This is a genomic window from Methylobacterium sp. AC832, assembly GCF_979256025.1.
The window spans coordinates 363,665-382,230 of the sequence record NZ_CEEDMV010000001.1 but is presented as its reverse complement, the minus strand read 5'-3'; the positions used below and the strand labels follow the sequence as shown (position 1 = coordinate 382,230).

17 protein-coding genes and 2 pseudogenes are annotated in these 18,566 nt (G+C 63.2%); 8 read left to right on the top strand and 11 right to left on the bottom strand.

The features are described 5' to 3' along the window. Nucleotides 1-20: 20 nt before the first annotated feature. Genes kdpB through AC0IXR_RS01775 form a run of 4 tightly spaced genes read right to left on the bottom strand, consistent with a single transcriptional unit; the run spans nt 21 to nt 4,205 of the window. Entirely contained in the window at nt 21-2,114 is a 2,094-nt protein-coding gene (gene kdpB / locus AC0IXR_RS01790) for a potassium-transporting ATPase subunit KdpB (protein WP_471759532.1), read from the bottom strand. A 50-nt stretch (nt 2,115-2,164) separates the two neighbouring features. Next, nucleotides 2,165-2,377: a hypothetical protein gene (locus AC0IXR_RS01785; protein WP_156467657.1), complete on the bottom strand. Its 213-nt coding sequence runs from the start codon at nt 2,375-2,377 to the stop codon at nt 2,165-2,167. 10 nt (nt 2,378-2,387) lie between these two features. After that, entirely contained in the window at nt 2,388-4,103 is a 1,716-nt protein-coding gene (gene kdpA / locus AC0IXR_RS01780) for a potassium-transporting ATPase subunit KdpA (protein ID WP_471759531.1), read from the bottom strand. A 12-nt stretch (nt 4,104-4,115) separates the two neighbouring features. Further along, the gene (locus tag AC0IXR_RS01775; protein ID WP_056423457.1) at nt 4,116-4,205 is read right to left on the bottom strand and encodes a K(+)-transporting ATPase subunit F; all 90 of its coding nucleotides are present in this window, start codon (nt 4,203-4,205) and stop codon (nt 4,116-4,118) included. Nucleotides 4,206-4,631: 426 nt separating this feature from the next. On the opposite strand from AC0IXR_RS01775, the gene AC0IXR_RS01770 reads away from it, so the two are divergent. Next, nucleotides 4,632-4,844, top strand: coding sequence for a DUF4287 domain-containing protein (locus AC0IXR_RS01770; protein WP_419952920.1), 213 nt, complete (start codon nt 4,632-4,634; stop codon nt 4,842-4,844). A gap of 38 nt (nt 4,845-4,882) precedes the next feature. Here the strand turns inward: AC0IXR_RS01770 and AC0IXR_RS01765 are convergent, their stop codons facing one another. Continuing rightward, complete coding sequence (locus AC0IXR_RS01765) at nt 4,883-5,797, bottom strand: LysR family transcriptional regulator (protein ID WP_471759530.1); 915 nt, start codon at nt 5,795-5,797, stop codon at nt 4,883-4,885. Between the two features lie 96 nt (nt 5,798-5,893). Here AC0IXR_RS01765 and AC0IXR_RS01760 point away from each other — a divergent pair, with 96 nt between their 5' ends. Next, on the top strand, nt 5,894-7,021 hold the full coding sequence (locus AC0IXR_RS01760; protein ID WP_471759528.1) for an aldo/keto reductase: 1,128 nt from the start codon (nt 5,894-5,896) through the stop codon (nt 7,019-7,021). Between the two features lie 175 nt (nt 7,022-7,196). On the opposite strand, the gene AC0IXR_RS01755 is transcribed toward AC0IXR_RS01760, so the two are convergent. The 4 genes from AC0IXR_RS01755 to AC0IXR_RS01740 form a co-directional block, all read right to left on the bottom strand. Further along, on the bottom strand, nt 7,197-7,562 hold the full coding sequence (locus AC0IXR_RS01755) for an exopolysaccharide production protein YjbE (RefSeq protein WP_471759526.1): 366 nt from the start codon (nt 7,560-7,562) through the stop codon (nt 7,197-7,199). Nucleotides 7,563-7,780: 218 nt separating this feature from the next. Then, nucleotides 7,781-7,999 (bottom strand): hypothetical protein, encoded by a 219-nt coding sequence (locus tag AC0IXR_RS01750; protein WP_471759524.1) that lies wholly within the window; start codon nt 7,997-7,999, stop codon nt 7,781-7,783. A 57-nt stretch (nt 8,000-8,056) separates the two neighbouring features. After that, nucleotides 8,057-9,220: an MFS transporter gene (locus AC0IXR_RS01745; RefSeq protein WP_471759523.1), complete on the bottom strand. Its 1,164-nt coding sequence runs from the start codon at nt 9,218-9,220 to the stop codon at nt 8,057-8,059. Next, nucleotides 9,217-9,555, bottom strand: coding sequence for an antibiotic biosynthesis monooxygenase (locus AC0IXR_RS01740; protein ID WP_056451996.1), 339 nt, complete (start codon nt 9,553-9,555; stop codon nt 9,217-9,219). The genes AC0IXR_RS01745 and AC0IXR_RS01740 overlap by 4 nt, the downstream gene beginning before the upstream one ends. A 109-nt stretch (nt 9,556-9,664) precedes the next feature. Here AC0IXR_RS01740 and AC0IXR_RS01735 point away from each other — a divergent pair, with 109 nt between their 5' ends. Then, on the top strand, nt 9,665-10,552 hold the full coding sequence (locus tag AC0IXR_RS01735) for a LysR family transcriptional regulator (protein ID WP_471760218.1): 888 nt from the start codon (nt 9,665-9,667) through the stop codon (nt 10,550-10,552). A gap of 144 nt (nt 10,553-10,696) precedes the next feature. Beyond that, a complete protein-coding gene (locus AC0IXR_RS01730; RefSeq protein WP_471759522.1) occupies nt 10,697-11,047 on the top strand; it encodes a hypothetical protein in 351 nt (116 codons plus the stop codon). A 467-nt stretch (nt 11,048-11,514) separates the two neighbouring features. Here the strand turns inward: AC0IXR_RS01730 and AC0IXR_RS01725 are convergent, their stop codons facing one another. Next, the gene (locus AC0IXR_RS01725; RefSeq protein WP_471760217.1) at nt 11,515-12,306 is read right to left on the bottom strand and encodes a cyclic nucleotide-binding domain-containing protein; all 792 of its coding nucleotides are present in this window, start codon (nt 12,304-12,306) and stop codon (nt 11,515-11,517) included. A gap of 79 nt (nt 12,307-12,385) precedes the next feature. Here AC0IXR_RS01725 and AC0IXR_RS01720 point away from each other — a divergent pair, with 79 nt between their 5' ends. The 4 genes and pseudogenes from AC0IXR_RS01720 to AC0IXR_RS01705 all read left to right on the top strand — a co-directional run bounded on the left by AC0IXR_RS01720 (nt 12,386) and on the right by AC0IXR_RS01705 (nt 17,950). Next, complete coding sequence (locus AC0IXR_RS01720; RefSeq protein WP_471759520.1) at nt 12,386-14,818, top strand: response regulator; 2,433 nt, start codon at nt 12,386-12,388, stop codon at nt 14,816-14,818. 193 nt (nt 14,819-15,011) lie between these two features. Beyond that, a complete protein-coding gene (locus AC0IXR_RS01715; protein ID WP_056423423.1) occupies nt 15,012-15,371 on the top strand; it encodes a response regulator in 360 nt (119 codons plus the stop codon). 46 nt (nt 15,372-15,417) lie between these two features. After that, a complete protein-coding gene (locus AC0IXR_RS01710; protein ID WP_471759518.1) occupies nt 15,418-16,452 on the top strand; it encodes an adenylate/guanylate cyclase domain-containing protein in 1,035 nt (344 codons plus the stop codon). Between the two features lie 622 nt (nt 16,453-17,074). Beyond that, a pseudogene (locus tag AC0IXR_RS01705) lies at nt 17,075-17,950 on the top strand (transposase). 126 nt (nt 17,951-18,076) lie between these two features. Here the strand turns inward: AC0IXR_RS01705 and AC0IXR_RS01700 are convergent. Further along, nucleotides 18,077-18,566, bottom strand: a pseudogene (locus AC0IXR_RS01700) (hypothetical protein); the annotation flags it as partial.

Below are 18,566 nucleotides of genomic sequence, written 5' to 3'. Positions count from 1 at the left end.
CTCGGACGAGGTGGGCGAAATCAGACGAGGTGAAGCGCGGTGATGGCGAGATCGATGGCCTTGATGCCGATGAACGGCACCAGGATACCGCCGAGGCCGTAGATCAGGAGGTTGCGCCGCAGAAGCGCGCCGGCCCCCACCGCCCGGTAGGACACGCCGCGCAGCGCCAACGGGATCAGCACGACGATGATGAGCGCATTGAAGATGATCGCCGACAGGATCGCGCTCTCGGGCGAGGCCAGCCGCATGATGTTGAGCGCCCCAAGCTGCGGGTAGAGCACGAGGAACATCGCCGGGATGATGGCGAAGTACTTGGCGACGTCATTGGCGATGGAGAACGTGGTCAGCGCGCCCCGCGTCATCAGCAGTTGCTTGCCGATGCCGACGATCTCGATGAGCTTGGTCGGATCCGAATCGAGGTCGACCATGTTGCCGGCTTCGCGGGCCGCCACCGTGCCGGTATTCATGGCCACGCCGACATCGGCCTGGGCAAGCGCCGGGGCGTCGTTGGTGCCGTCGCCGCACATGGCCACGAGCTTGCCCTGGGACTGTTCCATGCGGATCAGGGCCAGCTTGTCCTCTGGCGTGGCCTGGGCCAGGAAATCGTCCACGCCGGCCTCGGCCGCGATGGCCGCCGCCGTCATTGGGTTGTCGCCGGTGATCATCACCGTTCGGATGCCCATCTGGCGCAACTCGGCGAAGCGCTCGCGAATGCCGCCCTTCACGATGTCCTTCAGGTAGACGACGCCGAGCAGTTGCCCGTCGCGTGCCACAGCGAGCGGTGTCCCGCCGGCCTTCGCGACGTCGTCGGCAATGGCCTGGATCTCACGCACGATGTCGGTGGCGGGTCCGGGGGCGTAGGCCAGGGCGGCGTTCGATCTGCGCGCGGCTACGGGCTGAGGGCTCACCGAGGCGATGATCGACTCCACCGCGCCCTTGCGGATCGAGGAACCGTCGACATCGACGCCGCTCATTCGCGTTTGAGCGGTGAAGGGCACGAAGGTGGCGTTCAGGCTTCCCATGTCGCGGGCGCGGATGCCGTACTTGTCCTTGGCCAGCACCACGATGGAACGACCCTCGGGCGTCTCGTCCGCCAGCGAAGCGAGCTGGGCGGCGTCGGCCAGTTCCTGCTCGGAGACACCGCGCACGGGTCGGAACTCGGTGGCTTGCCGGTTGCCCAGAGTGATGGTCCCGGTCTTGTCGAGGAGCAGGGTATCGACGTCGCCGGCCGCCTCCACGGCGCGGCCCGACATGGCGAGGACGTTGAACCGGACCAGCCGGTCCATCCCGGCGATGCCGATGGCCGAGAGGAGCGCGCCGATCGTCGTCGGGATCAGCGTGACGAACAGCGCGACGAGAACGATGACCGGGATCGCGCCGCCGGCATAACTCGCGAAACTCGGGATGCTCGCCACCGCGAACAGGAAGATGAGGGTCAAGCCGGCAAGCAGGATGTTGAGCGCGATCTCGTTGGGCGTCTTCTGTCGCGAGGCGCCCTCCACCAGGGCGATCATGCGATCGACGAAGGTCGAGCCGGCGGCGGCGGTGATGCGCACGCGGATCTCATCGGAAAGCACCTGAGTGCCGCCGGTGACGGCCGAGCGGTCGCCGCCGGATTCGCGGATGACCGGGGCGGATTCGCCGGTGATGGCGGCCTCGTTGACGGAGGCGACGCCGGCTATGACCTCGCCATCGGATGGGATCAGATCCCCCGCCTCCACCAGCACCACATCACCGACCTTGAGTGACGTGCCCGGAACGGTCTCGACCTCGCGGCCGGAGCCGGTGAGGCGCTTGGCCGTCATCTCGGTCCGGGTGCGGCGCAAGCTGTCCGCCTGCGCTTTACCACGCCCCTCCGCGAGGGCTTCGGCGAAATTGGCGAAGATCAGGGTGAACCAGAGCCACAGGATGATCTGACCGGAAAAGGCGAGGTTGGCCCCGCTGGTGAGAACGTCGCGAGCGAAGAGGATCGTGGTCAGGGCAGCCACGACCTCGACCACGAACATGACCGGGTTGCGGATCATCCTGCGGGGATCGAGCTTGGTCAGGGCGCCAAGGAGTGCCGGCCCGACGAGGGAGGCGCTGAACAGGCTGGAGGAGTTTGGGCGGGCCATTGCGGTTGTCCGATAGGGAGGCATTTGGGGGCGGCGCCGTCGAGCGGAGCTCAGGGTGCCAGCGCGCGGGTCAGCAGGTCGGCTCCTGCCATGATGCAGAGGGCGCCGAGGAGGATCAGGCCGAGCATGCCGAGGATCACATCCGAAATGCGGAGGTCGTGGCGGTCTCGTTGAACCCGGCTCCAAGTCGGGGGACGGGGTCGGTGCAGGGCGAGCGCCCGGCGGACGACGGATCGTTTCGGCGCGGAGTGGGTAAGCGACAAGCGATGCATCTCAGCCCCCCGCCGGAAATGTCTGCCCGAGGCCGCCGGCGAGGTGCTCCACCACCGGTCCGAGGGCGAGCGCCGGGAAGAAGGTCAGTCCACCGACGATGAGGATCACCCCCACCAGCAGTCCGACGAACAGGCCGCCATGGGTCGGGAAGGTCCCGGCCGAGGCCGGCACGGTCTTCTTGGCCGCCAGCGATCCCGCGATGGCCAGCGCCGGGATGATGACGAAGAAGCGACCGAACAGCATGCCGAGGCCGAGGGTGGTGTTATAGAAGGTCGTGTTGGCCGTGAGCCCACCGAAAGCGGAGCCATTATTGGCCGCCGCCGAGGTGAAGGCGTAGAGGATCTCCGAAAAGCCGTGCGGTCCGGCATTGGCGGGCCCCGCGAGGCCGGCCGCGACGACGGTGGCCAGCGCCGTGAAGCCCAGCATCATCAGGGGCAGGCACAGGATGGCGAGCATCGCCATCTTGACCTCGCGGCCCTCGATCTTCTTGCCGAGATATTCCGGCGTACGGCCCACCATGAGACCGGCCACGAAGATCGTCACGATGACGAAGACCAGGATGCCGTAGAGACCCGCGCCGACGCCACCGACGATGATCTCGCCGAGTTCCATGTTGATCAGTGGGATCATGCCGCCGAGCGCCGTGAAGCTGTCATGCATCGCATTGACCGCGCCACAGGAGGCCGCCGTGGTGATGGCGGCGAATAGTGAAGAGCCGAGAATCCCGAAGCGGACCTCCTTGCCCTCCATGTTGCCCCCGGTGAGGCCGAGGCCGTTGAGGACGGGGCTGCCCGCGCTCTCGGCCCAGTAGACGATGGCGGTTCCAGCCAGGAACAGCGCGCCCATGGCGGCGAGGATGGCCCAACCCTGGCGCTCGTCGCCGACCATTCGCCCGAACACATTGGTCATCGCCGCACCGAGGGCGAAGATCGAGACCATCTGGACGAAGTTCGAGAGCGCGGTGGGGTTCTCGAAAGGATGCGCGGCGTTGGCGTTGAAGAAGCCGCCGCCATTGGTGCCCAGCATCTTGATGGCGACCTGGCTCGCCACGGGGCCGACCGCGAGGGTCTGCTTCGCGCCTTCCAGAGTGGTCGCCTCGACGGCGCCGGAGAGCGTCTGGGGAATGCCCTGCCAGACGTAGAACAGCGTCAGCACCATGCAGAGCGGGAGCAGCAGGTAGAGGGTCGTGCGGGTCAAATCGACCCAGAACGAGCCCACGGTTTTCGCCGAGGCCCGTGAAAAGCCACGCACGAGCGCGACGGCGAGCGCGATACCAGTGGCTGCCGAAAGGAAGTTCTGGTGCGTCAGGCCCAGCATCTGCGTGAGGTATGACAGCGTCGTCTCGCCACCATAGGATTGCCAGTTGGTGTTGGTGACGAAGCTCGTCGCGGTGTTGAAGGCGAGGTCCGGCGCGACGCCGGCTTGTCCGTCCGGGTTGAACGGCAGCAGCGCCTGGACGCGCAGCAGCGCGTAGAGGGTCAGGAAGCCGAGGACGTGAAAGGCGAGCATCGCCGACGCGTAGGCCAGCCAGTGTTGCTCCTGCTCGGCATCGATGCCGGCGACGCGGTAGAGTCCGCGCTCGACGGGTGAGAGCACGGGCGAGAGCAGCGTACACTCGCCCGTGAAGACACGGGACATGTAGCCGCCAAGCGGACGGGCAAGCGCGACGACGACCGCGCAGAACAGCGCGATCTGGAACCAGCCGTTGAGACTCATCGGGTAATTCCTTCAGAACCGCTCGGGGCGGACGAGGGCGTAGGTCAGGTATCCGAGCAGCCCCAGGGTCACGAGGGCGCCCAGCATCAGGTCGAGGGTCATGGCGGGGGCCTCAGAGGCGTTCGCAGAGGCCGGCATAGCCGGCGGCCAGGCCGAAGAAGCCGAGGCCCAGGGCAACGAAGGTGAGATCGAGCATGGAGCGTCCGTTTCGGTTCGGCGCGCCGGTGCCGTGACCGGACGCGCTCGCCCTCCGATGTGGCTCGGAACCGCATTAGGGTTCGAGAGGGACGCGAGGACGATCTTATAAGGATCGCATGAGGATTCGTGCCGTCTTGGATGTCGAGGGTGGTCCCGTGGCAGGACCAGTGCATGGTCGCCATCGGACGCCCGGCACTAAATCCGACGGGCTCCGGGCGATCCGTACCGGCATTTGCGGTCCCGCCGCCGCGCCGACTCATGCGAAGAGGTTGCGATCCAGGCGATTTTTGGTGAAGCTGATACCGCTCAATGCGTGGGAAAAACGCTCACATGTCTACCGAGGCCACCAAGGGACCTGCGTCTTACTTTCCATCCATCGAGAAGAAGTACGGACGCCCGATCGGTGACTGGCAGCGATTGGTGAGAGACCGACTTCCCGCCAAGCACATGGAACTGGTGTCGATGCTGAAGGAAGAGCACGGAATGGGTCACGGTCACGCCAACGCGATCGTCGCTCATGTGCTGTCCGCGCAGAACGCGTAGCCGACCCCGGCCGGCGCTGCGACGTGGCAGCACCGCCCTCATTCCGCGGGGTCGCGTGGTTCGGAATTCTTCCACCGCAACGTATCGACCAATGCCCGAAGCGCGGGCGAGATCTGGCGGTTGGGAAAGTAGAGATGACAGCCTGGAAATCGCGGGCACCAATCGTCCAGCACCTGGATCAACCGGCCGGCCGCCACATCCTCTACGACATCCGTCTCCAGCATGTAGCCGAGGCCAGCGCCCGCACGTATCGCCGAGGCTGCCAGCGCGCCATCATTGACGATAAACTGGCCGCCTGGGCGCACTCGTAAGTCGCGTCGGTCCCGAGCGAACTCCCATGGCAGGAGACCGCCTCCGCCAATCAGACGGTAGCTGACGCAATTGTGGTGCTCCAGATCGGCCGGGGTCTCGGGCCGAGGATGGCGTGCGAAGTAATCCGGCGTGCCGACGACCACCGTGCGGAGATCGGGGCCGACGCGCACCGCCACCATGTCGCCTTCCACGGCTTCGCCGAAGCGGATCCCTGCGTCGAAGCCGGCAGCGACCAGATCGGAGAGACGGTCGTCGACGAGAACCTCGACGGAGATCGCCGGATGGTCGAGGAGGAATTGGGGAAGCGACGGTTCGAGGATCGTGCGGGCGGCATAGGAAAACGTGGTGAGCCGGATGGTACCCGAGGGCTCGCTCCGCCAGTCGGCGAGCGCCGCGAGTCCCCGAGCGATCTCTTCCAGCGCCGGGTTGATCGTGCGCAAGAGCCGGTCGCCGGCTGGCGTCGGGGCCACACTCCGCGTCGTGCGGGCGAGGAGGCGAACACCGAGACGCGTCTCCAATCCACGAATCGCGTGGCTGAGGGCCGAGGGCGAAAGGCCGAGTTCGGCCGCCGCGCGGGTGAAGCTGCAGACGCGCGCCACGGCCGCGAAGGCCGCCAGATCGTCGAGATCGCCGCGCCGCATTGATGCATTCCGCTCACAAACCCATGCCGACCAGCGGAGCTAATCGCCGGGTTGCCACGACCCTATCCTCATCTCGGTGATTAGCGAGGTGCAACAATGGATCTGACGCATTATCGGACGCTCGGCCGCTCGGGCCTAGCCGTGAGCCCCCTGGCGCTGGGCACCATGACCTTCGGCACGGCACGCTGGGGCCTCGACGAAGACGGCAGCCGGGCGGTGTTCGATGCCTATGCCGCGCAAGGCGGCAACTTCGTCGACACAGCCGACATCTACGCAAGCGGCGCCAGCGAGACGATGCTCGGCCGCTTCGTCGCCGAGCGGGGCCTGCGCGACCAAATCGTTCTCTCCACCAAGTCGGGTTTCGCCGCTGGGAACGGACCGCATGCGGGTGGCTGCGGTGCCAAGCATGTCCACGCCGCAATCGACGGATCGCTTCGCCGCCTGGGAACGGATTATGTCGATCTGTACTGGCTGCACGTCTGGGACGGACTCACGCCGGCGGAGGAACTGCTCGAGACGATGGCCGGCCTCGTTCGGTCGGGCAAGATCCGCTACTGGGGCTTGTCGAATACACCTGCCTGGTACGCGGCCAAGCTCGCGACCCTCGCTTCCGTGCGTGGCCTGCCGGGACCGATCGGGTTGCAGTATTTCTACTCGCTCGTGAACCGGGAGGTCGAGGACGAGCACATCCCGCTCGGTGCCGAGTTCGGCATGGGGATGGTGCCCTGGTCTCCCCTCGCCTACGGGCTGCTTACGGGCAAGTACCAGCGTGCTTCCGTCGAGGCGGGCTCCCCGCGTGGCTCGGGGCTACCAACGGACACGGCCAAGGCTGGGCAGGAGCGGACGGCCAAAGATAGACGTCTCGATGGCACCAACCCCTTCGGGGACAGCCTGTTCACGCCACGCAATTGGGACATCGTGGACGCGGTGCGCCAGATCGCTAGCGAGATCGGGCAGCCCCCGGCACGGATCGCCCTGGCATGGGTCGTAGGTCGGCCGGGCGTGGCCTCGACCCTGATGGGCGTGAGCCGGCAGGCGCAGGTGAAGGACAACGTAGCGGCCCTCGACCTTACTTTATCGCCTGAACATCGTGCCGCCCTCGACACTGTCAGCGCCTTCGCCGAACCACGCCTCATCTACGGCCTGTCCCGCCCCCCTTTGCAGCAGCAGGTCATCTTCGGTGGTAGCCGGGTCCACGCATCGACCGAAATGCTGCCCCTCTGAGCAGACCATACGAACCTGATCCGGCAGCGGATCCCGACTACTTGAGACCCTGTGGCATTGCCGGGCGTGATACAGACGGGTTGAGCCATGATCCGGCTTCACCACGTGACAGTCAAAAAACCCGCCACGGCGCGAACCGGGCGGGTCTGATGTCGGTATTATCGCGGATGGACGATCAGCAATCGTCGCCCTTCTTACCGACGGCCTGATTCTCGCCGGCATTGTTCATCGCGCCAACGGTGCCCGGGGCGGCAGGCTGCTGGCCACCTGCAAGATTCTTGCTGCCGGGCTCCTCATTTCCCTTGGTGCCGGAAGCGCCCGCACCCGGCTTATCGCCAAGGCCCTGGTTGGCACCGACATTGTTCATCGCACCGACAGTGCCTGGGGATGCAGGCTGCTCGCCGCCAGCGAGGTTCTTGCTGCCGGTATCGGACTTGGAGCTCTTATCGGTGGTTGAACCGGTATTGCATGGTGCTGCCAGAGTAGTCCCGGCCGTGAAAGCAAGAACCATTGCCGCGCCGGCGATCGCAGTAAACTTCATGGGGCGTCCCTCCAAGATCGGTGTCGGGAGGAATAATTCCGAGCCTCAATATTGGTTCCCGTCGAATGGGCCGCAGGTAATACCACTTGCCAATCCGCCTCCCAGTATCACCACCGAAGCAGGATGGAATTCATCACATCCGCAATCACCGAATCCGAGTGATCGAGAAGGCCGGAAAAAACCGGCTCCTCCGCCGCTCATAACTGTGACGGCTAATCTTATTCATAAGAACTTGCCGGCACCGATGATGTTGGCGTTTCCTTCAGAAATCTAACCGGTGGGCGATACAGGCTTGCGTTATCGACATCGTCCCGTCTGACGATCGCGTCCATCGAGACGTCGACGGTGTCATCCATGAAGGTACGTCCGGCCATGTCGAGGATATGCACGTGGTCGTGCTGGGCATTCTCGCCGTGCCGACGAACGCTGAACAGCAAAGTTACGACGATCCTTCGTGATTGAGAGGGGCACACCCAACGACCAAGATGGCGCCGTCATGTGTTCGGCTCCAGCTTGGTCACCATGCACGATGCCGCTGTGACGGCTCCGGCCAGCAGGGCGATTCCAGCCCACGACAAGCGGCTCGGTCCGGCGGTTTCGAGGATGATGCCGCCCAGGACGGCTCCGCCGAAAATGGCGATATTCCAAGCCGTGACGATCATCGCCTGCGCCACATCGGCCGCTGGGCCTGCCGTACGTGCCGATGCGGTCTGAAGAACCGTCGCCGACCCGCCGAATGCCAGACCCCAGATCAATACGGCGCCATAGATCGCGAGGGACGCTCCACTCGTAACGGCAAGCATGAAGGCCGCGACGATAAACAATCCGATCGCGGCGAAAAGCAAAGCCCGCAGCCATCTGTCGATCAGCACGCCCGTCAGTCCGATACTGACGAGTGCGGAACCCCCGAAGACCAGTAGAACATCGTCGATCCGGTCGGGCATGCGGTAGTCGGCCAGGAGGGGCGCGATGTAGGTGTAGAGGAGATTATGGGCCAGCACGAAGCAGAGCGTCACCGCCAGTACCGGCCGCACGCCCGGCACTGCAAAGACTTGAGTCAGCGATGGGCGTTGCGTTTCAGGTTCGCCAGGGAAATCCGGAACTTTTGCGATGATCCAGCCAACCAGTAGCAACGCGATGAGGCTGAGCAGGCCGAAGGTGAGCCGCCAGCCGGCGAGCATGCCCAGAAACGTACCGGCCGGGACCCCGATAGAAAGTGCCACGGGCGTTCCTGCCATCGCCACGGCCATGGCTCGCCCCGCGAGACGGGGCGGTGCCATGCGAACCGCATAGCCAGCGAGGAGCGCCCATAGCAGGCCGGCCGATACCCCGCCGACAAAACGCGCCGCCATCGCGACGGCGAAACTCCCGGTCAGGGCCGTTATCAGGTTGGCGATCATGAACCCGACGATGGAGTTAAGCAGAAGCGGTCGTCGGCGCCAGCTTCGCGTCGCCGCCGTCAAAGGAATCGCAGCGAGGAGCGATCCCAAGGCGTAGACACTGATCCATTGGCCGGCCATGGCCTCGCTCACCCCCAGCGATCCCCCGATCTGCGGAAGAAGTCCGGCCGGCAGGGCCTCGGTCAGGATCGTGACGAAGCCCGCGACCGCCAGAGCACATAGCCCGGCCATCGGCAGCCGATCGGCTCGCGCCGTCATGCCGAAGCCCTCGGAAGTACAAGGTCGCCCACCGTGTAGGTGTGAAACTCGCTGGACGAAACAGTTTCGAGCGCCTGAAACTTGTCGACGAACACCGGATCGGAGAAGAAAATCTCGACATCTTTCGGATCTGATATCGCCTCGATATTCACGACGGTCAGTCCATCGGTGCTCCTGGCAAGGTTGCTCCATAGAAATCCGGGCTTCCGCTCGGCCACATAGTGAACGACATCCTGGATCAGCCGGAACGCGTCTTCCTGCTTGCCAGGGTGAACGTGAATTACGTTGACGATGAAGGTGGTCGGGATCGGATGAATCGTGAAGGCGGGGATCATGTTCGCTTCCCTGGTTCTGCGAGGTCCAGGGGATAGCGACCGGACCGTTGCGGAAAAACGGGCCAGCGTTCCGGTGACTGCGGAAGGAAATTCGCTTAACCGTGACGACATGGACAAGCTCACGGCGTTCGATGCCTTCGTGCAGTCGGCTGAAACCGGCAGCTTCGTCGCGGCGGGCCGCAAGCTCGGCCTGTCGGCCTCGGCAGTCGGCAAGGCGGTGGCGCGGCTCGAGCAACGGCTGGACGCGCGGCTGTTCCATCGCAACACGCGCAACATGACCCTGACCGAAGAAGGACGATTGTTCCTGGAACGCTGCCACCGCATCTTCGAGGAGATCGAGGCGGCCGAAGCCGAGCTGGCCCGGTCCAATCGAACCCCGAGGGGCCGGTTGCGTGTGAGTCTCCCGCTGGTCGGCATGTTGCTGACGCCGGTGATGGCTCATTTCATGCGCACTTGGCCCGAGGTTCAACTCGACCTGGATTTCACGGATCGGCTGGTGGACGTCGTAGAGGAAGGGTTCGACGCCGTCATTCGGACCGGGCAACCCTCTGACAGCTTGTTGATGAGCCGCCATCTGGGACGGTTCCGCCTGAAAATCGTCGCGTCACCCAACTACTTGGCGCAATATGGAGTGCCGCTCACCCCTGACGACCTGCACCAGCATCACTGTCTTCACCAGCGTTCGCCGGACACCGGAAAGCTGCGGCCCTGGCCCTTTGTGCGTGCTTCAGGCCAGGGGAAGCCCGTTTTGCCCGAGCGGATGAGCGCGACAGCGGTCGACCCCCTGATCGAACTGGCGAGCGAGGGAATGGGCATCGCCTGTCTGCCGCCCTTCGCGATCCGCGACGAAATCGCCGATGGCCGTCTCGTGTCCATCCTGGACGAGTGGTTGACCGGGACCGATCAGTTCCATGTCCTGTGGCCGGCCAGCCGGCAGATTACGCCCAGACTACGTGCGTTCGTCGATTTCATGGCCGAACATCTACAGCCGCAGTAAAGACGATACGCGAGATCGCCAAGAGTGGTCCCGCTGTCTATTCAAGTGCTCCAGCGATGATCTCAGAAGCGAAACTTAGTCGTTCAAGCTGCACAACACAGGGGTGTCGAGGCGAGCGCAGAAATCCGGCTGGAAGTCTTCAGGGTGTTTCGCACCGGGCTGGAAGAGTCGAGAACCGGCCGGCGCAACATCTCTCGTGCCTACCTACAGCGCTCGACGATGCTTCTGTGTACAATCGGCTCGGTGGCGACGGCGGACGATCTGCTCGGCATGCACCATATCCATCGACATGGCATTCCGATCGTGACGGACTTGACAGCGTGCGTTTTCGGCATCCGCACTCAAGCTGTTGATTCAGCTCGCGACAGCAACAAATTGATGAAATTGCTTCACGAGAAAGCGATTTCTTTCGGCGATCATCAATTATGGCGAGGAATCTGCACGCAACCAGAGGATATGCTTCGGCAATCGCCGTTGGTGGCCTCGTTGTGCTGATGGTGCAGGAAGTGCCGAACTGGAACGCGACCCTCATAGGTCTGCTCTCGCTGATCGCGTTTGCCGTACTCTGGATACTGGCAGGACACGAGGTCATCGAGGAGGGGGCGCGCGCGCCGGTTCGGGTCGCCGTCACGGTTCATGACATCGAGGCCGATGACGCGGCCATGTCACAGCACCGCTTGCTTCTCGGCCCGCCGGGACACCTCGAATTACTCGAACCTCGACGCTCACCGACGATCTTGTCCCTTCGACGTCTCCCGAAGCTGCGTTGGAAATAGCGGCACCCAGCGGGTGCGTGTCCGAGCGAGCGGCTCGACGGACGCGATCCCTTCGTTCTTGGAGCGGTTGTCAGCTCTTCCCTTCTTTCCAGGCACAAGGTGCCGGAAAGACCTGCGCACGGCGCGAACCTGTTTGGGGCCGCAGGATCATGACAGGGTTAAGTCTCATGAGAACCCCTGACTGACTCAAGAAAGCTCCGCTTCGAGGAGCCGATTGGTGTCGACGATCTTGTCGGCCAGTTCCAGAATGAGAAAACGTTGAACGTACAGCGCCAGGTCAGGGCGTTCACGCTCCATCCGGGCCAGAGCGGCCCGATCGATGCCGACGGTGCGGCAGGGGCTTTCGGCAATCGCCGTCGCGGTGCGCCGCCCCCCCTGGGCCAAGCCGATTTCGCCGATGACAGTGCCGGCTGTGGTCGTGCGCAAACGATGGTTGGAGCGGCCGGGCATCTCCAGCCGGATGGAAATGATGCCGTGTTCGAGGAAGTAAAAAGCGTCAGCGGGCTCACCCTGACGCATCAGCGCCTCGCCGGCCGCCAGGGTGCGGAGACTGAGATACGGTTCCAGTTCGCCAGCCCCGACCGTGCAGCCGAGCCTATCGGCAAGGTGCTGAGCAAACGATGTCGCTTCACCTTCGTCGCTGGTCCCGGCCTCTGACAAGAGAGCCGTCTCCGCTGCCCGCATGGCCGCATCGCGGGTGCGAAAGATCCGTATTCGCGGCTCTACGAGAAGTCCGTCACGTTCGATCTGTTGATGAGCGATTGGGCCGAGATTGACCAGCAAAACGTCGAAGCGCGCCTGCTCGGCGAACTGCCCGATCTTGCGGAAGACAAGCAGCGCGGAACTGTCCAGTCCGACACATTCACGGAAATCCAGAATCAGGAAACGGAAATCGGCGGTCGCTTCCACGTCAGCGGCGGCTTGGCGCAAGATCGTCTGCGCGTTCAGGAGAAACAGGTACCCTTGCAGGATGTAGATCCGCGTCCGCTCCCCTGATGCACGCAGCAGATCGGTGATGTGGGGCGCGCGAATGATACTGCTTCGACGCTCAGCTCCGGTGTCCTATCTCCTGACCGCCTCACCGTCGATGATCTGCAGCTTCGAGGTGGGCGGCCGCAACGCACCGACATTCATCAGTGAGAATGTCCGGGACCTTCTCGGCTACGAGCCGAGCGAGTATCTCGAGGGCCCCGATTTCTGGCTCGAGCGGCTTCATCCCGACGACCGGGACCGAGTTCTGACCGAGTTCCCCCATCTTCTCGCGAATGGCCACCACGTCGTCGAGTACCGGTTCCGGCGCAAGGACGGTATCTATCGCTGGGTAAGGGACGAGCAGCGCCTGATCAGCGGCCCGCATGGCGAACCTGTCGAGGTCGTCGAATCCTGGAGCGATATCACCGAGCGCAAGGAGGCAGAATTCGCACTTCGGGAGCAGACGACTCTCGTCGAGCTCCTGCAGGTCACGGCAGCCGCGGCCAACGAGGCGCTCAACGTCGAGGATGCCTTGCAGATCTGCCTAGGTCGGATCTCGGCACATACCGGATGGCCGCTCGGGCACGCCTACATGCTTGCCAATGACGGCAGCGAAACCCTGGTGTCGTCCGGCATCTGGCATTGCGATACGCCGGAGCGCTTTGCGCGCTTCCAGGCCGTCGCTTCGGAGACGTCGCTTCCTGTCGGCATAGGGCTGCCGGGACGCGTGTTGGCATCCGGCGAAGCGATGTGGGTCCTCGATCTCGATGCGGAATCCGACCATTCCCATGCCGGTGCCGCCGCTGCGGAGGGGTTCCGGGCGGCTTTCGGGTTCCCCGTCACGATCGGTCGTGAGGTCGTCGCGGTGCTGGAGTTCTTTGCGGCTGACGCGCAAGCACCGAACCGGGCGCTCCTCAACGTCATGGCCAATATCGGCGCGCAGCTCGGCCGGGTGATCGAGCGCAAACGTGCCGAGGAGAACCTGCGGGAGACCAAGGACGCGGCGGAAAACGCCAGCAGATCCAAGAGCAGCTTCCTTGCCAATATGAGCCACGAATTGCGGACGCCGCTCAACGCCATCATCGGCTTCACGCGGCTCATCATGCGTCGCGCCAAGGACGTGCTGCCCATCAAGCAGTTCGAGAACTTGGAAAAGATACTGACGAGTTCGGAGCATCTGCTCTCGCTGATCAACACCATCCTCGATCTCGCCAAGGTCGAAGCGGGCCGGATGGAAGTGAAGACGTCGGAATTCTCGCTCGAATCCACCCTCGACCTCTGTCTCCGTACGGTCGAGCCCCTGGTCAAAAGCGAGCACGTGCGACTGGTCAAAGATTTTGAGGGCCTGCCGGAGACGATCAGCACCGATCAGGAGAAGCTGAGGCAGATCCTGATCAACCTTCTCAGCAACGCCATCAAGTTCACTGAAACCGGCTCGGTGACCCTGCGCGCACGCGCGGTCGGGGACCGGATCGCACTCGCGGTGATCGATACGGGCATCGGCATCCCGAGCGGAGCGCTGACCCTGATCTTCGAGGAGTTCCAACAGGTCGATAATTCCGCAAGCCGAACACATAGTGGAACCGGGCTCGGCCTCGCCATCAGCCACCGACTGGCCCGGATGCTCGGCGGCGACGTGGGCGTGGACAGCCAGGAGGGTAAGGGCTCGACCTTCACCCTCACTCTTCCGCGGCGTATCGACGGCAACGTCGAACCTCCGCCCAGCCCTCGGGCGCCTGTGACCGAAGCCGTAAATCGGACCTCGTCCAGGACCGTGCTGGCCATCGATGACGACCCGAACGTCGTCTACCTCCTCAAGGAAAATCTGCTCGACGCGGGCTACGACGTAATCGGCGCCCCCAATGGCGAGGACGGCCTGAGGAAGGCACGGGAGCTTCAGCCGCGCGCCATCACGCTCGATATCATGATGCCGGGAACGGATGGGTGGCAGGTCCTGCATGCGCTCAAGACCGACCCTCTGACGCGTGAGATTCCCGTCATCCTGATCTCGATCGTCGACCAGAAGGAGCTCGGCTTCCACCTCGGAGCCAGCGACTACATCGTCAAACCATTCGAGCGCGAGTCACTGATCGGCGCCCTTGGGCGCGCGGCCCCCGACAGCGAACGCATCCTCGTGGTCGATGACGACCCGAACGTGGTCGACCTCGTCCGGCAGTTGCTGGATACCGAGCGCTGTACGATCGAATGGGCGCGCGACGGTGTCGCGGGCGTCGAACGGATCGCGCAGGCGCGCCCGAGCGTCATTCTCCTGGATCTCCTGATGCCGGGCATGGACGGCCTTACCTTCCTCGATCACCTGCAGGCCGATCCCGTTGCCCGCACGATCCCCGTTGTCGTCTTGACGGCGGCATCCTTGAACGCAGCCGACCATGGCATGCTTCGGGAACGCGTGCGCGGGCTCATCGACAAGCAGGGTCTCGACCGCGACGCACTCATCCGAGAGGTCAGGCGGGTATTGCCTTTGCTGGAAACCCAGGGCGCCGAGATCGCCCAATGATCTGCGCCGTGGAAGCGAGAATGCGTTCGATGAACAGCCTGGTTGTGCGCCGCGGCATCGGCTGGCAGCGAGCCATGGATCGGCGCAGGATTTGCCGAGTCCTTACCGGAAAATCGAGCCGGACAAAAACAGGGCTTGCCAGCACCGGGCAGCGCCCCGGCTGTCTCTTCGTAGACTACGAAGGTTTCGCGCGATGAAGACCATCCTCATTGTCGAAGATGGCCCTCTCAATCGCGATCTGCTGACTCAGCTCCTCGAGGACGACTACGCGCTGTTGATCGCCGTCGATGGTGGTGCGGGCGTCGCGATGGCCGCGAGTCATATCCCGGATCTCATCCTCATGGATCTTTCCCTGCCCGTCATCGACGGCTGGGAGGCGACGCGTCGGATCAAGGCCAACCCGGCGACGGGAAACATTCCCGTCATCGCGATCACGGCCAACGCGATGAGCGGCGACGAGGAAAAGGCCAAGATGGCGGGGTGCGACGATTTCATGACGAAGCCTGTCGATGAAGACCTGCTTTTCGCCAAGCTACATCAATGGCTCGATTGAACGCAGCCGGTCCTGAAGCGGCTGCGACCTGGAGATAACGAGACCTGTGGACCCCGCACGCATCCTCATCGTCGACGATGAAGCCTTCAACCTTGATCTGCTGGAGCAGGAGCTCGAGCTTCTCGGACACGAGAGCGTTCGGGCCACCAACGGATGCGCTGCGCTCGATCTCCTGAATACCGAACCGTTCGATTTGGTCCTGCTCGACGTGATGATGCCAATACTGGACGGCTACGCCGTATTGGACAGCATAAAGTCGAACGACCGGCTCCGTCATACCCCGGTGGTCATGATCTCGGCGCTGACAGAGATCAGCAGCGTCGTACGCTGTATCGAGATGGGGGCCGAAGATTACCTTCCCAAGCCCTTCGAGCCGGTACTGCTCGAAGCGCGGATCCGTGCCTGCCTCGACAGGAAGCGGCTGCACGACCGGGAAGTGGCCCATCTGGAAACCATCAAGCTCCAGCAGAAACGAGCGGACGACCTGCTGCACGCTATCCTGCCCGTCGCGGCGGTGAGCGAGCTAATGAGCACCGGCCAGGTCAAGCCGCGGCTTTTTTACGATGTCGCAGTGCTCTTCATCGATCTCGTCGGCTTCACGGCGTGGTGCCACAGCAAAGGCCCCGAAGACGTCGTGGCCGAAGTTCAGCGTCTGGCCGAAGCGTTCGAGATCGTGGCGCACAAACACGGCATGGAGAAAATCAAGACGATCGGCGACGCCTTCACGGCAACCGCCAATTTGTTATCGCCCCATACCGATCCGGTGACCGCGGCCATCCGCTGCGCGCAGGACATGGTGTCCATCGCTGGTGATGGCTCCACCGGATGGCGAATCCGGGCTGGCATTCACATCGGCTCCGTCGTTGGCGGCATCGTCGGGCGGTCGAAGTTCACCTTCGATCTCTGGGGCGACACGGTGAACGTGGCCGCTCGTCTGTGTTCGCTCGGCGACGGATGTTCCGTTCATCTCTCCGAGGAAGCCTCAGCCCGCGTGCATGACGGCAGCGCGATCAACCATATCGGCAAGGTGTCTCTCAAGGGAAAAGGCGAGATCGAGGTTTATTGCTTTAAATTTAGGTAGCGCCATAGCCGCTATTCTTATCTCAGACTGATCTGACATCAGATTAGCATGAAAATCAAAGAATATTTCAGTTTGTATAAGAATACACACTTTCATTTCGTATTCGAATATTTCATAGCCCCACCGAAGGAGCCACAATGCGGACGTCCGATCTCAAATAACTAACGATGACGCACTGGGACGACCCGCAGCGTCATACGACTTAAACTCTTCCGCCCAGGTAAAATCGGCTCATCCCGCAGAAATGCGCGTCGTTAAGTGAGGAGCTTCCGTTACTCCAACCGGATCGAATTCGCACCCAATGTAGTCTTCGTCGCGGGCTTGATTTCACAGATCGTCCTGGGTGTCTCCGCGCTCGTCACGTTGGGAGTCATTGCCGCGACCGGCACTCGCATCCTCGATCAGGTCAACTTAGGCCCGACACTCATTCGAGAGGCCATCGTTATGGCAGCCCCACTCGGTATCGGACTAACTCTTATCGTGCTGCCCCTGTGCTTCAAGTCAATGTCTGAGGCAGACCTCCTATCGTCAAGGATCTAATCCTGCTGACTGCGCTCGCGGCCTAAGTGCCCTGACGCGGCAAGAGGATTCACGATGGGATTGACGCCTGCGAAGCTGGGTGATGGCTCAGTCCGTTTGGATACTTTTCCATGAGCCACCGACGTCACAACTGGCTGCGATTGCCGGTGACCAATCCCGGCCATTCAAGCGCATCGTTCGCGCTCTCAGCATCCTGCGGTCGACCGAGCGCTTGAACGTGGAGAGGTGGCTCGAGAGGCAGGTAACAGTTGGCCTGCGGGAGGGCTCTGGCAAAAGCGCTTTGACAAAGAAGGCGTAGAGGGTCTGCTACCCGACAAGACCTGTCTGCCCGACACCCCGCCGCATTTCACAGGAACGGTGGCGGGAGCTCTGGCACTGACCTGCTTGGTGCCGCCGGATGAGGTCATCCACTGGACCGGCCGCGCCGTCGCTGCATAGACCAGGATCTCTCCGCTTCGTGCAGCGGGTCTGGCAGGAGCACCGTCTGCAACCGCATCGGGTGCGTACCTTCAAGCGCTCGCACGACCCGGCCTCGCCGAGAATGTGGAGGATGTGGTCAGTCACAACACCAAATCCGCCCGCCCACGCCGTCGTGCTGTCCATCGACGATCCTTCGACAGGCTCAGGATAAGGAGTCCCAGATCCAGGCTCGGGAGCGAACCCGTCCCATGGTCCCGGCCATCCTATCGCTCAGACGCGTGACTACACCCGCCACGCGCGATGAACGTGTCCCTCCAACCCAACCTCGGCCTCATGGCTCAATGCGGTCGAGGGCTTCTTCTCCACGCTCACACGCCGCCGCCTCCAGTGGGGTACGTTCAGTGGCGTCGTTGATCTGCAGGTGGCCATCAAACGCTATATCGCCGAGCACAACTGCAGCGCCCGCCCCTTCGTCTGGATAAAGCCCGCCGCCGCCATCTTCGATGCCCGCAACCGAGCCGCTGAACAATCCGTCTGAGTCAATGCAATAGCGGTTGACGTGGTGAAGGGGCAGAAAGCCGCCGGATCGCGTGAAGGCGAAGGCCCATACGGCATGCTCGGCTCTGGCCGAGCAGGATTGATCGGCCAGAGCGCATTGCGAAGCTTACGCCACCAGGAAGTCGAGGTGAGTCAGCGTTTCCTTCGTGCCGATGACGGCGAACTGGACGGCAATGCTAGCCGTCCCGTTGCCGTCGGCATCGTAGGAGAGCGCACCGTTCTTGTGGTTGTAGAGAATGCGATCGCTCGCATCCACCACGGCACCGGCATTGCCGAGATCCTTGAACGCAGTCTCTGCAAGCTGCCCCGTGGTAAGAGCGCGGAACACGGCCCGGGCCAGTTGGATCGTGTCCTCCGGTACTGAGAAGTCGGTAAGGCGGTCGACATTGACAGAGCCGAGGTTCGACGAGAATGCGAACGTATCGCTGCCGCCCTTGCCGTAGAGCAGGTCGGCGCCCGCGCCGCCGTTGAGAACGTTGTCACCGGCATTGCCTATCAGTGTGTTAGCGAACGCGTTGGCGCCGAGCCTGATGGCGTCCAGGCCGGTGTCGCTCATGGTTCTCAGCGTCTCGATCTCCTGACCGGCCGACAGCGTG

Coding starts and splice junctions, on each gene's coding strand:
- kdpA (WP_471759531.1), bottom strand. CDS start 4,103: ATGAGTCTCAACGGCTGGTTCCAGATCGCGCTGTTCTGCGCGGTCGTC.
- AC0IXR_RS01775 (WP_056423457.1), bottom strand. CDS start 4,205: ATGACCCTCGACCTGATGCTGGGCGCCCTCGTGACCCTGGGGCTGCTC.
- AC0IXR_RS01745 (WP_471759523.1), bottom strand. CDS start 9,220: ATGACGGCGCGAGCCGATCGGCTGCCGATGGCCGGGCTATGTGCTCTG.
- kdpB (WP_471759532.1), bottom strand. CDS start 2,114: ATGGCCCGCCCAAACTCCTCCAGCCTGTTCAGCGCCTCCCTCGTCGGG.
- AC0IXR_RS01735 (WP_471760218.1), top strand. CDS start 9,665: ATGGACAAGCTCACGGCGTTCGATGCCTTCGTGCAGTCGGCTGAAACC.
- AC0IXR_RS01755 (WP_471759526.1), bottom strand. CDS start 7,562: ATGAAGTTTACTGCGATCGCCGGCGCGGCAATGGTTCTTGCTTTCACG.
- AC0IXR_RS01760 (WP_471759528.1), top strand. CDS start 5,894: ATGGATCTGACGCATTATCGGACGCTCGGCCGCTCGGGCCTAGCCGTG.
- AC0IXR_RS01715 (WP_056423423.1), top strand. CDS start 15,012: ATGAAGACCATCCTCATTGTCGAAGATGGCCCTCTCAATCGCGATCTG.
- AC0IXR_RS01740 (WP_056451996.1), bottom strand. CDS start 9,555: ATGATCCCCGCCTTCACGATTCATCCGATCCCGACCACCTTCATCGTC.
- AC0IXR_RS01770 (WP_419952920.1), top strand. CDS start 4,632: ATGTCTACCGAGGCCACCAAGGGACCTGCGTCTTACTTTCCATCCATC.
- AC0IXR_RS01765 (WP_471759530.1), bottom strand. CDS start 5,797: ATGCGGCGCGGCGATCTCGACGATCTGGCGGCCTTCGCGGCCGTGGCG.